The following is a 13,054-nucleotide window of genomic DNA, read 5'->3' as shown; positions in this document are numbered from 1 at the left end:
GCCTGCGGCTTTTCTTCATGAAAAATATGTGCGGCAAAGGTTTTCCATATCAGCAGGGAAAGGGGCTTCAGCAACTATGAGCTCGTCTGTTATCGGGTGAACTGCTTGTACTTTATTGGCGTGCAGCGCCTGCCTGTTTAGCAGCTTGCTCCCGCCTCCGTAAAGCGAGTCTCCTGTCAACGGATGTCCGAGGCTCGCCAGATGAACACGAATTTGGTGTGTTCTGCCTGTTTCCAGCTCTAATTCAACGAGTGACAGCCGCTCTTTCGCATTGCTGGCCATTACCTTGAAATGAGTGACGGCTGTTTGCCCGCCTGGTGAAACCCGGCGTCTTGTCGGGTGTGATCGGTCTCTGCCGATCGGTGAATTAATTGTCCCTTTTTTCGTCCGTAGCTTACCTTCAGCGATGGCGGTATACGTACGTCTCAGCGTCTTTTTCTCTAACTGCTGGTCTAAGATGGCGTGTGCCAAACGATGCTTGGCAAAAACGATAGCGCCAGATGTATCCTGATCAAGACGATGGACGTGGCGCACCTTACATGTTTCGCCATTTATCTGATAATGATACGCGATCAAATTAGCCAATGTGCCGGTTTGCCCATCCTCATTCGGATGCGTCGCTATGCCAGCGGGTTTATTGACGATAAGCATGTGATTGTCCTCAAATAAAATATCAAGCTCGCCATACTCCGGAATGACCGAAGATGCTTCACTTTCCTGAAGATCAATGAACACGCGGTCTCCCTTTTTTACAATCATATTGTTTAAGACGGATTCGTGATTGACCTTTATCTGTTGATGGGACATCCAGTCTTGTATCACTGGTTTAGAAGCTTTGAGCGCTGTTTTGAGTACGGAAAACAGCCATTGGCCGTCCTGTTTTTCATTGATGAGGATCTCAAGCCCTCTGCCTTTTTGGTTCATGTTAAATGGCTCCTTTTCGAAGCGGAAGGCTGCTGTTTCTCATAGGAAACACTTACCTTAGCTTTCGCGTTTTTTTCTGTGCTATTCTTGAGTAAGACTTAGGATATTCGATGGCAAGAAAGGTGATTGACGTGAGAATTGTGAACGCAGCAACTGCAGAACAGGAGAGCTTTATCAAGGAGCTGTCTATGGAGTTGATCCATGATGTATTTCCTCTTTATTTCTCCGAACTGGACATTCAGCGCTTTAAAAAGAAAGGCGTTCTGTCTTTAAATAACCATTATTACCAAGGAACATTAAAAGAAGCATTTCAAATTATGGCTTGTCTGCAAATGATACATATTATCCTGACCAAGCCTTCGCCGCACTCTGATTTGAGTGATCAGGTGATTTTTGAAAAAAACAGCAAGATGCTGAATGATTTTGGGATTTATTTTCCGTTTGCTTTTTCTGACTTTCAAAAGAAGACTAACAAAGCCTTTTTCGGTCAAAGAAGGCTGATATAATCATGCGGCAAGGGCTTTTCTATTTTTAGAAAAGCTCTTTTTGTATCAGAGAAATCATATCATAAAACCTTTCCTCTAACTCCCTTTTTAAACGGCTCGTGTCTGAACATACTAATGATTGAAAGGGGTGCTGACAATGAGTTCAGTTAAAGATACAATGACAACGCAGGTGGCAACCGTTTCTCCGAATCAAACGATTCAGGAAGCGGCTTCTCTAATGAAACAGCATAACGTCGGGGCGATCCCCGTTGTAGAGCAAGGTGTTTTAAAAGGAATGCTGACTGACCGTGACATTGCATTAAGAACTACAGCTCAGGGCCGTGATGGCCAGACACCCGTTTCAGAAGTGATGTCAACAGAACTCGTATCAGGAAACCCTAATATGAGTCTGGAAGACGCGTCGCAGCTGATGGCCCAGCACCAAATCCGCCGCCTTCCTATTGTAGATCAAAACAATCTAGTCGGGATCGTTGCGCTTGGAGACCTGGCAGTCAATCAGATGTCGAACGAGTCTGCGGGATCAGCGCTGACAAACATTTCTCACCAAAACATTCATTAATAAGAAAGAGCTTGCAGTGTGCAGGCTCTTTCTTCACATAAAACCTTACTTTTTGAAAGCAGACTTGTTTCGGGGTATAGTGAGTGTATACATATGTCTCAATTCGTACTAAAGGAGTTGTACCCAGTGATTAAAGCGTTAATTTTTGATTTTGACGGGCTTATTCTAGATACAGAAACACACGAATATGAGGTTCTTCAGGAAATATTTGAAGAGCACGGCTCAGTGCTGCCGCTATCTGTCTGGGGGAAGGTCATCGGAACTGCTGCGGGTTTCCGGCCTTTTGAATATTTAGAAGAGCAGATCGGGAAAAAGCTGAACCATGAAGAGCTCACACAATTGAGAAGAGAGCGGTTTGCTAAACGCATGGAATCAGAAAAAGCGAGACCTGGTGTCGAAGCGTATTTGAATGCGGCAAAGGATTTAGGCTTAAAAATAGGCCTTGCCTCCAGCTCTGATTATAAATGGGTGTCCGGCCATTTGAAGCAAATCGGCCTGTTTGATGATTTTGAAGTTATTCAAACGGCTGATGATGTGGAAGAGGTGAAGCCGAATCCTGAACTCTATTTATTGGCGGCAAAGAACCTCGGGGTATCGCCAGCGGAATGTCTCGCGTTTGAGGATTCTGTCAATGGTTCGATTGCTGCGAAACGCGCAGGAATGAAGTGTGTCATTGTCCCGAATAAAGTAACGGGCACCCTGATGTTTGAAGACTATGATCACAGGCTTGAATCAATGGCGGAAATGGAGCTCGCCCTATTGCTTGATCATCTGAACTCACAAAACTAGAAAGGAGCGAGTAGGTTGTCTGAGAAATTAGATTTGACCCGGTTTGAAAAGAAAATGGTTATCCGCAATATCGAAGAGAAAGACATCGACAAAATTATCGATCTTCAAAAGGACTGCTTTCCGGGGATGGAGCCTTGGAAGCGAGAGCATTTAATCAGCCATTTGGAGCATTTTCCAGACGGGCAGTTTTGTGCAGAATTCGAAGGTGAAATTATCGGTTCGTGCTCAAGTCTCCTGATTAACTTTGATGAATATGATGACCGCCATACGTGGCAGGACATTACAGATGACGGTTATATCACCAACCATAATCCTGACGGCTTGAATATGTACGGAATTGAAGTCATGGTGCACCCGAAATACAGACGAATGAAGATCGGCCACCGTTTGTACGAGGCGAGAAAGGACTTAGCCAGACGCTTAAACCTGAAAAGCATCATCATAGGCGGACGGATTCCAAACTATCACAAATATGCAGATGAAATGACAGCGAGAGAGTATGTTGAACAGGTGACACGCCACCAAATATACGATCCGGTTCTTTCTTTTCAGCTGATGAACGGCTTTACCCTTATGCGAATTAACCCGAATTATCTCCCAGATGATACAGCTTCGATCAAGTATGCGACGCTGATGGAATGGAATAATGTCGATTATCTACCTCAGCAGACAAAACGCTATTATAAATCGGCGTTCCCTGTTAGAATTTGTGTGATCCAATACGAAATGAAGAAAATTTATTCCTTTGAGGAATTTGCGAATCAAGTAGAATACTATGTCGATGTTGCTTCAGACGCAAGATCTGATTTTGCGGTGTTCCCGGAAATTTTCACAACCCAGCTGATGTCCTTCCTTGAGGAACGGTCACCGAGCTTGGCGGTGCAGAGAATTACCGAGTATACAGAAGATTACATCAGCCTGTTTACTGACTTGGCTGTGAAGTATAACGTCAACATTATCGGCGGATCTCATTTCGTCGAAGAGGAAGGCAAGATCTATAATATCGCTTACCTGTTCAGACGGGACGGAACAATCGAAAAGCAATACAAACTCCATATTACGCCGAATGAACGCAAATGGTGGGGGATCAGCGCAGGTGACCAGGTTCGCGTGTTTGATACGGACTGCGGAAAAATCGCGATCCAGATCTGTTATGACATTGAATTTCCTGAGCTTGCCCGGATTGCGGCTGATAAAGGAGCCAAAATCATCTTTACGCCATTTTGTACAGAAGACCGTCAAGGCTATCTGCGTGTCAGATACTGTTCGCAGGCAAGAGCGGTTGAAAATCAAATTTATACGGTTATCTCGGGAACGGTTGGAAACCTTCCGCAAACGGAAAACATGGATATCCAATACGCCCAGTCAGGCATCTTTGCCCCGTCTGATTTTGAATTCGCCCGAGACGGCATTGTTGGCGAAACAAACCCGAATATTGAAATGGTCGTCATCGGCGATGTTGACCTGGAAATTCTCAGAAGACAGCGCCAAAACGGTACAGTGCGCCAGCTAAAAGACAGACGGCGTGATATTTATCATATTCAATATAAAAAATAATTCCCAAAAAACCCGCCTGAATTGGCGGGTTTTTTAAACAAAAGCGGAATTGTTTAGGTGCTATCTTTAAAATAAAAGTAGGTATAGTGGAGGTGCCTTATGGAGTTTCTGTATTTTCGCCATTTCCTATATCATACAGAAAACGGCTAGGCTTCACATTGCTATTGCAATGGCTGTCCAAGTTGTTTCGAGTGCGACCTTTATCAGTACGATGCTGAGCATTGTCACTTTGCCTGTTTTGCTTTGGAAGCTGCATCCTCTTTCTTCTTGAGAAAGGGGATGTTTTATTATTTACGCGGTTTATTGACTCTGACCCGGTCTGGCTTTATATTGAAGGCAGGGAAATCATCACCAAGACATCACATAAAGAGAAGGTCTGTTTCAATTGAATTGGCATTATAGGGAACGCTAATGAAATGGAGATGATGGGGATGGAAAACATTCAGCAAAATCAGGGATTAAAGCAGAAAGATGAGCAATTTGTGTGGCATGCCATGAAGGGAGCGCATCAAGCGGACAGCCTGATAGCCCAGAAGGCCGAGGGGGCCTGGGTAACCGACATAGACGGACGCCGCTATTTGGATGCGATGTCCGGTTTGTGGTGCGTCAACATTGGTTACGGCAGAAAGGAGCTTGCGGAGGCTGCCTATGAGCAACTAAAGGAGCTGCCTTACTACCCGTTAACGCAAAGTCACGCACCTGCAATTCAACTGGCGGAAAAGCTGAATGAATGGCTTGGCGGCGATTATGTTATCTTTTTTTCCAACAGCGGATCGGAAGCAAACGAAACTGCTTTTAAAATTGCCCGCCAGTACCATCTGCAAAACGGCGACCACAGCCGTTATAAATTCATCTCAAGATATCGGGCATACCACGGCAATACATTGGGAGCGCTCTCAGCTACCGGACAGGCGCAACGGAAATATAAATACGAGCCTTTGAGCCAAGGGTTCCTGCATGCAGCTCCGCCAGATATATACCGGAATCCTGATGATGCAGACACGCTTGAAAGCGCAAATGAAATCGACCGCATCATGACATGGGAATTAAGCGAAACGATTGCCGGGGTCATTATGGAGCCCATCATTACAGGCGGAGGCATCCTAATGCCGCCGGACGGATATATGAAAAAGGTGGAGGACATTTGCCGGCGCCACGGAGCCCTTTTGATTTGCGATGAAGTGATCTGCGGGTTTGGACGGACAGGCGAGCCGTTCGGGTTTATGCACTACGGTGTGAAGCCTGATATCATTACGATGGCAAAAGGAATCACAAGCGCGTATCTGCCATTGTCAGCGACTGCTGTGAAACGGGACATTTTCGAAGCGTATCAGGGGGAAGCTCCTTATGACCGTTTCCGCCACGTGAACACGTTCGGCGGAAGCCCGGCTGCCTGTGCCTTGGCGTTGAAAAACCTGCAAATTATGGAGGACGAACAGCTGATTCAGCGATCCCGCGATCTTGGAGCAAAGCTTTTAGGTGAGCTTCAAGCTCTGAGAGAACACCCGGCAGTCGGGGATGTTAGAGGAAAAGGGCTGCTGATCGGAATCGAACTCGTCAAAGACAAATTGACTAAAGAGCCGGCTGATGCCGCCAAAGTAAACCAAGTGGTTGCGGCGTGCAAAGAAAAAGGGCTGATCATCGGCAAAAACGGCGATACAGTCGCCGGCTACAACAATGTCATCCAGCTTGCGCCGCCATTTTGCCTGACAGAAGAGGACCTTTCCTTTATCGTGAAAACGGTGAAAGAAAGCTTTCAAACGATATAATATAAAAGTGATTTATTAAAGGAGCACATGATGAGTTTTCACAACCAGCCGATCTTACCGGCTATTCGCAATATGAAGCAATTTGATGAGTTTTTGAACAGTTCGTTCTCTTACGGTGTTATTCTTGATATTCATCTCGGCCAGCTGAAGGGCGTGATCAAAGAAGCGCAAAAGCACGGAAAGAACATGATGGTGCACGTCGATCTCATTCAAGGGATTAAGCATGACGAATACGGTGCGGAATTTATATGTCAGGATATCAAGCCCGCTGGGATTATTTCCACAAGATCGAACGTGATTGCCAAAGCGAAGCAGAAGAAAATTTATGCCATTCAGCGCCTGTTTTTGCTTGATACAAGCGCGATGGAGAAAAGCATGGAGTTTATCGGCAAGCATAAGCCTGACTTCATCGAAGTGCTTCCCGGCATCGTTCCGACACTCATTCAGGAAATAAAAGAGAAAACAGGGATTCCCATCTTTGCCGGGGGTTTCATCCGTACGGAAGAGGATGTAGAGCAGGCATTGAAAGCGGGGGCTGTAGCTGTCACAACATCTAATACCAAATTGTGGAAAAAATATGAAAACTTTTTGACGGAAAGTGATTGACACCGCTTTCATGCACTGATACAATTGCACTAGGTTAATACATTGTGATGGAGAACTCGGAGACCACAGCAGCTCTTTACGGCAAATGTTTATGCACCCGTAAAGCGGTTTGTTGTGGTTTTTTTATTCTCTTCTTCTCTATCATGCTTTTTAATCGTGACTTTAGGAGGAATGTGCTATGACAGCATTTTGGGGAGAAGTCATCGGTACGATGCTGCTTATCATTTTTGGTGCAGGTGTTTGTGCAGGTGTCAATTTAAAGAAATCGCTTTCATTCCAGTCTGGCTGGATTGTTGTTGTATTTGGATGGGGATTGGGTGTTGCGATGGCGGCATACGCGGTTGGCGGCATCAGCGGTGCCCATTTGAATCCGGCGCTAACGATAGCGCTTGCATTTGTAGGAGATTTTCCTTGGAAAGAGGTTCCGGTTTATATTGCGGCGCAAATGATCGGAGCGATCATCGGTGCGGTGATTATCTATCTGCATTACCTCCCGCACTGGAAGTCAACGGATGATCCCGCTGCCAAGCTGGGTGTTTTCTCAACAGGGCCCAGCATTCCGCATACATTTGCAAACGTTTTAAGCGAAGTGATTGGGACATTTGTCCTTGTGCTTGGAATCTTGGCCATTGGGGCAAATCAATTTACAGAAGGACTTAATCCTTTAATCGTCGGTTTCCTCATTGTAGCAATCGGTATTTCTCTGGGAGGCACCACCGGCTATGCTATCAATCCTGCACGTGACTTAGGTCCGCGGATAGCCCACGCTTTTCTTCCGATTCCGGGGAAGGGCTCATCAAACTGGAAATACGCATGGGTTCCGGTAGTCGGCCCGATTTTAGGCGGATCATTCGGCGGCGTATTTTACAACGCTGCATTTAAAGGGCACATCACAAGCAGCTTCTGGATTGTAAGCGTTATATTGGTTGTGGTATTGTTAGGACTCTATGTTTATACGAAATCACATTCTGCTAAAACATTATCAAATTCAAAATATATTTAATCAAAGGGGAGACATCTTATGGAAACGTACATTTTATCCTTAGATCAGGGGACGACAAGTTCAAGAGCGATTCTGTTTAATAAAGAAGGCAAAATCGTTCACTCTGCTCAAAAGGAATTTACACAATACTTCCCGCATCCTGGCTGGGTTGAGCATAATGCCAATGAAATTTGGGGCTCTGTCCTCGCGGTTATCGCCTCAGTCATCTCTGAATCAGGAATCAGCGCTTCTCAAATTGCCGGCATCGGCATCACGAACCAGCGCGAGACGACGGTTGTGTGGGATAAAGATACAGGAAGTCCTGTCTATAATGCAATCGTTTGGCAGTCCAGACAGACGTCCGGCATTTGTGAGGAACTTCGTGAAAAAGGATATAATGATAAATTCAGAGAAAAAACTGGGCTTTTAATCGATCCATACTTCTCCGGCACGAAGGTGAAGTGGATTTTAGACAATGTGGAAGGCGCAAGAGAAAAAGCGGAAAAAGGCGAGCTGCTGTTTGGAACGATTGATACGTGGCTCATTTGGAAAATGTCAGGCGGAAAAGCGCATGTGACCGATTACTCCAATGCCTCAAGAACACTGATGTTTAATATTTACGATTTAAAATGGGACGATGAACTGCTCGACATTCTAGGCGTACCGAAATCCATGCTCCCTGAAGTGAAGCCGTCTTCCCATGTGTATGCGGAGACTGTTGATTATCACTTCTTCGGAAAAAATATCCCGATTGCGGGAGCGGCAGGCGACCAGCAGTCCGCATTGTTCGGCCAGGCATGCTTTGAAGAAGGCATGGGGAAAAACACTTACGGCACAGGATGTTTCATGCTGATGAATACCGGGGAAAAAGCAATTAAGTCTGAACATGGGCTTTTGACAACAATCGCTTGGGGCATTGACGGAAAAGTGAACTATGCGTTAGAAGGAAGCATTTTTGTCGCTGGCTCTGCCATCCAGTGGCTTAGAGACGGATTGAGAATGTTCCAGGATTCATCGCTTAGCGAATCTTATGCAGAGAAAGTGGATTCAACTGACGGCGTGTATGTTGTTCCGGCCTTTGTCGGACTGGGCACGCCTTACTGGGACAGTGATGTGCGCGGTTCGGTTTTCGGCCTGACAAGAGGGACAACAAAAGAGCACTTTATCCGTGCGACACTGGAGTCATTGGCTTATCAGACAAAAGATGTGCTTGACGCAATGGAAGCAGACTCAAACATTTCATTAAAGACGCTTCGTGTAGACGGAGGAGCTGTGAAAAACAATTTCCTAATGCAGTTCCAAGGAGACCTGTTGAATGTTCCTGTGGAGCGCCCGGAAATTAATGAAACGACTGCACTTGGCGCGGCTTATTTGGCGGGTATCGCTGTGGGATTCTGGAAGGACCGTTCTGAAATCGCGAACCAGTGGAATCTGGATAAACGGTTTGAGCCTGAATTAGAAGAAGAAAAACGAAATGAGCTGTATAAAGGCTGGCAAAAAGCCGTGAAAGCAGCTATGGCTTTCAAATAAAGTAATACTATGGTATAATGGTTACAAGTTAATAAGAACGGTCCTGAGATGAGGAGAGACCACAGCACCAAAGTGTAAGCATGCACTTTGGCTGTTGTGGTCTCTTTTTCTATTTACCGTGACAACAAGGAGGAAACGTAATGATGAAACATCAATTTTCAAGTCTTGAAAGAGATCGCATGCTGACAGACATGACGAAAAAAACATATGACCTATTTATTATCGGAGGAGGAATTACAGGAGCCGGAACAGCTCTTGACGCGGCATCAAGGGGAATGAAGGTCGCACTAAGCGAAATGCAGGACTTTGCGGCAGGAACATCAAGCCGATCAACGAAGCTGGTACATGGCGGCTTGCGCTATTTAAAACAATTTGAAGTGAAAATGGTCGCTGAGGTAGGAAAAGAGCGAGCGATTGTGTATGAAAACGGCCCGCATGTCACTACACCGGAATGGATGCTGCTTCCATTTCATAAAGGCGGCACATTTGGTTCATTTACAACATCTATCGGGTTAAGAGTTTATGACTTCCTTGCAGGTGTGAAAAAGTCAGAACGAAGAAGCATGCTTTCAGCAAAAGAAACGCTGCAAAAAGAGCCTTTGGTAAAAAAAGACGGCTTAAAAGGCGGCGGGTACTATGTGGAATACCGCACTGACGATGCGAGACTGACCATCGAAGTCATGAAGGAAGCGGTGAAATTCGGGGCAGAGCCTGTGAATTACTCCAAAGTGAAGGAGCTTCTTTACGAAAAAGGCAAAGCCGTCGGCGTATTAATTGAAGATGTGCTGACAAAGAAAGAATATAAAGTGTATGCGAAAAAAATTGTCAATGCTACAGGCCCTTGGGTCGATCAGCTCAGAGAAAAAGACCATTCGAAAAACGGGAAGCATTTGCAGCATACAAAAGGCATTCACCTTGTATTTGACCAGTCTGTCTTTCCGCTGAAACAGGCTGTATATTTCGATACACCTGATGGACGGATGGTATTTGCGATTCCTCGTGAAGGCAAAACATACGTGGGAACAACAGACACTGTTTACAAAGAGGCGCTGGAGCATCCGCGGATGACAACGGAGGATCGTGATTATGTCATCAATTCAATCAATTACATGTTCCCGGAACTGAATATCACTGCGAATGACATCGAATCCAGCTGGGCGGGGCTGCGTCCGCTGATTCATGAAGAAGGCAAAGATCCTTCTGAAATTTCACGGAAAGACGAGATTTGGACATCTGACTCAGGCCTGATCACCATTGCCGGCGGAAAATTGACTGGATACAGAAAAATGGCGGAGCACATCGTTGATCTTGTCCGTGATCGCTTAAAAGAAGAAGGCGAAAAGGATTTTGGACCATGTAAAACGAAAAACATGCCAATCTCTGGCGGGCACGTCGGCGGTTCGAAAAATCTCATGTCCTTCGTTACCGCAAAAACAAAAGAAGGAATTGCAGCCGGTTTATCAGAAAAAGACGCAAAACAGCTTGCGATCAGATACGGCTCTAACGTAGATCGCGTCTTTGACCGGGTAGAAGCGCTGAAAGATGAGGCCGCGAAACGCAACATTCCGGTTCATATTCTTGCTGAGGCAGAATACAGTATAGAAGAGGAGATGACTGCAACCCCTGCTGACTTCTTTGTCCGCAGAACGGGACGTTTATTTTTCGATATCAATTGGGTAAGAACATATAAAGATGCCGTTATTGATTTTATGAGCGAGCGATTCCAATGGGATGAGCAGGCGAAAAACAAACATACAGAAAACCTCAACAAGCTTTTACACGATGCGGTCGTACCGCTTGAGCAATAAATCATAACGGGCTGTCTGCAGCCCGTTATTTCTTTTTACGTGCCGAAAGGGCCAGATCTCAGGTTATCAAGTGACAGAGGCACCCGCTTCATATAAAATAATGGCATAAGCTGATACATAGGAGGACGAATATGACTTGGAGAAAGAGCTATGAACGCTGGAAACAGACAGAACATTTAGACCCGGAATTAAAAGAGCGCCTTATTGAATTAGAGGGGAATGAACAGGCCCTTGAGGACTGTTTCTATAAAGACCTTGAATTCGGTACCGGCGGAATGCGCGGGGAAATCGGCGCCGGGACAAATCGGATGAATATTTACACTGTGCGCAAAGCATCGGCCGGGTTTGCGGCATACATCTCGAAGCAAGGTGAGGAAGCGAAAAAACGGGGCGTTGTCATTGCTTATGATTCCCGCCATAAATCTCCGGAGTTCGCGATGGAAGCGGCAAAAACACTTGCGACACAAGGCATCCAAACATACGTGTTTGATGAGCTTCGCCCGACGCCAGAGCTGTCATTCGCTGTCAGACAGCTGAACGCTTATGGGGGAATTGTAGTAACGGCAAGCCATAACCCGCCTGAATATAACGGCTACAAAGTATACGGGGATGATGGCGGCCAGCTGCCTCCAAAGGAAGCGGACATCGTCATTGAGCAGGTAAACGCGATTGAAAATGAGCTGACGATCACAGTGGACGAAGAAAATAAGTTAAAAGAAAAAGGCTTAATCAAAATCATCGGTGAAGATATTGATAAAGTTTATACAGAAAAACTGACGTCCATTTCTGTACATCCTGAATTATCGGAAGAAGTAGATGTAAAGGTTGTTTTCACACCGCTGCATGGAACTGCAAATAAACCGGTCAGACGCGGACTTGAAGCACTCGGCTACAAAAATGTAACGGTTGTCAAAGAACAGGAACTGCCGGATTCAAACTTCTCCACTGTTACATCGCCAAACCCGGAAGAGCATGCGGCATTCGAATATGCCATTAAGCTTGGGGAGGAGCAGAATGCAGATATTCTCATTGCGACAGATCCTGATGCTGACCGCCTCGGCATCGCGGTGAAAAACGATCAAGGCAAATATACAGTGCTGACAGGAAACCAAACCGGAGCGCTGCTGCTTCATTACCTGCTTTCTGAAAAGAAAAAACAAGGCATCCTACCTGATAACGGTGTTGTTCTCAAAACGATCGTCACAAGCGAAATCGGCCGTGCTGTTGCTTCTTCATTCGGCCTTGATACGATTGATACGCTGACAGGCTTTAAGTTTATCGGTGAAAAGATTAAGGAATACGAGGCATCAGGCCAGTATACCTTCCAATTCGGTTATGAAGAGAGCTACGGTTATTTAATCGGGGATTTTGCCCGCGATAAGGACGCCATTCAGGCTGCGCTTTTGGCAGTTGAAGTTTGCGCGTTCTATAAAAAACAGGGAATGTCTTTGTATGAGGCGCTCATCAATCTCTTTAACGAGTATGGTTTTTATCGTGAAGGGCTGAAATCCCTGACGCTGAAAGGCAAACAAGGAGCAGAGCAAATTGAAGCGATTCTTGCTTCCTTCAGACAAAATCCGCCGCAGAAAATGGCGGACAAACAGGTTGTCACAGCAGAAGATTACGCTGTAAGCAAACGGACGCTTCTGACTGAAAGCAAAGAAGAAGCCATCGACTTGCCAAAATCAAATGTATTGAAATACTTCCTGGAAGACGGGTCTTGGTTCTGTCTTCGTCCTTCAGGAACTGAGCCGAAGGTGAAATTTTATTTCGCCGTAAAAGGGTCATCTTTGGAAGACAGTGAACAGCGTCTTGCCTCCCTTTCTGAAGATGTAATGAAGACGGTGGATGAAATTGTTGAGTCAACAGCAAAATAATTCAAGTATGAGCTGGGTCATTGTAAATGATCCGGCTTTTTCTTTTTCTCATCCAAAAGTCTGAAAGAAAATCATCCTACAAGTGAAGCAATGAAATACAAAAAACTGGTATAATCTTAAATACAAGATCAATGCCGGAGTGAGAAA

General features: G+C 45.5%; 11 protein-coding genes and 1 pseudogene. 11 read left to right on the top strand and 1 reads right to left on the bottom strand.

Annotated features, from left to right (window positions below):
* Nucleotides 1-15 precede the first annotated feature (15 nt).
* Nucleotides 16-924 carry an RluA family pseudouridine synthase gene (locus ACZ07B_RS11695; protein WP_134155010.1) on the bottom strand — a complete coding sequence of 303 codons (909 nt, stop codon included), beginning with the start codon at nt 922-924 and terminating at the stop codon, nt 16-18.
* A 110-nt stretch (nt 925-1,034) separates the two neighbouring features.
* Between ACZ07B_RS11695 and ACZ07B_RS11690 the strand changes: the two genes are divergently transcribed.
* From ACZ07B_RS11690 to ACZ07B_RS11640, 11 genes and pseudogenes are all read left to right on the top strand, one after another.
* Nucleotides 1,035-1,430 carry a YhcU family protein gene (locus ACZ07B_RS11690; protein ID WP_134155012.1) on the top strand — a complete coding sequence of 132 codons (396 nt, stop codon included), beginning with the start codon at nt 1,035-1,037 and terminating at the stop codon, nt 1,428-1,430.
* A gap of 136 nt (nt 1,431-1,566) precedes the next feature.
* Nucleotides 1,567-1,989: a CBS domain-containing protein gene (locus ACZ07B_RS11685; protein WP_003245462.1), complete on the top strand. Its 423-nt coding sequence runs from the start codon at nt 1,567-1,569 to the stop codon at nt 1,987-1,989.
* Between the two features lie 126 nt (nt 1,990-2,115).
* A complete protein-coding gene (locus ACZ07B_RS11680) occupies nt 2,116-2,778 on the top strand; it encodes an HAD family hydrolase (RefSeq protein ID WP_003245030.1) in 663 nt (220 codons plus the stop codon).
* A 15-nt stretch (nt 2,779-2,793) separates the two neighbouring features.
* The gene (locus ACZ07B_RS11675) at nt 2,794-4,335 is read left to right on the top strand and encodes a bifunctional GNAT family N-acetyltransferase/carbon-nitrogen hydrolase family protein (RefSeq protein ID WP_014479282.1); all 1,542 of its coding nucleotides are present in this window, start codon (nt 2,794-2,796) and stop codon (nt 4,333-4,335) included.
* A 169-nt stretch (nt 4,336-4,504) separates the two neighbouring features.
* A pseudogene (locus ACZ07B_RS11670) lies at nt 4,505-4,606 on the top strand (AEC family transporter); the annotation flags it as partial.
* A 145-nt stretch (nt 4,607-4,751) separates the two neighbouring features.
* Nucleotides 4,752-6,104: an aspartate aminotransferase family protein gene (locus tag ACZ07B_RS11665; RefSeq protein WP_003233390.1), complete on the top strand. Its 1,353-nt coding sequence runs from the start codon at nt 4,752-4,754 to the stop codon at nt 6,102-6,104.
* A gap of 27 nt (nt 6,105-6,131) precedes the next feature.
* A complete protein-coding gene (gene glpP / locus ACZ07B_RS11660) occupies nt 6,132-6,710 on the top strand; it encodes a glycerol uptake operon antiterminator GlpP (protein WP_077670554.1) in 579 nt (192 codons plus the stop codon).
* Nucleotides 6,711-6,888: 178 nt separating this feature from the next.
* Complete coding sequence (gene glpF / locus ACZ07B_RS11655; protein ID WP_003233386.1) at nt 6,889-7,713, top strand: glycerol uptake facilitator protein GlpF; 825 nt, start codon at nt 6,889-6,891, stop codon at nt 7,711-7,713.
* 18 nt (nt 7,714-7,731) lie between these two features.
* Nucleotides 7,732-9,222, top strand: a complete 1,491-nt coding sequence (gene glpK / locus ACZ07B_RS11650; RefSeq protein WP_003233384.1) for a glycerol kinase GlpK — start codon at nt 7,732-7,734, stop codon at nt 9,220-9,222.
* 140 nt (nt 9,223-9,362) lie between these two features.
* Nucleotides 9,363-11,030 carry a glycerol-3-phosphate dehydrogenase gene (gene glpD, locus ACZ07B_RS11645; protein ID WP_015715569.1) on the top strand — a complete coding sequence of 556 codons (1,668 nt, stop codon included), beginning with the start codon at nt 9,363-9,365 and terminating at the stop codon, nt 11,028-11,030.
* A gap of 131 nt (nt 11,031-11,161) precedes the next feature.
* On the top strand, nt 11,162-12,907 hold the full coding sequence (locus ACZ07B_RS11640; RefSeq protein ID WP_464877205.1) for a phospho-sugar mutase: 1,746 nt from the start codon (nt 11,162-11,164) through the stop codon (nt 12,905-12,907).
* Nucleotides 12,908-13,054 lie beyond the last annotated feature (147 nt).

The organism is Bacillus sp. 9.4, assembly GCF_055486415.1.
This window is presented reverse-complemented; position numbering and strand designations above follow the sequence as displayed.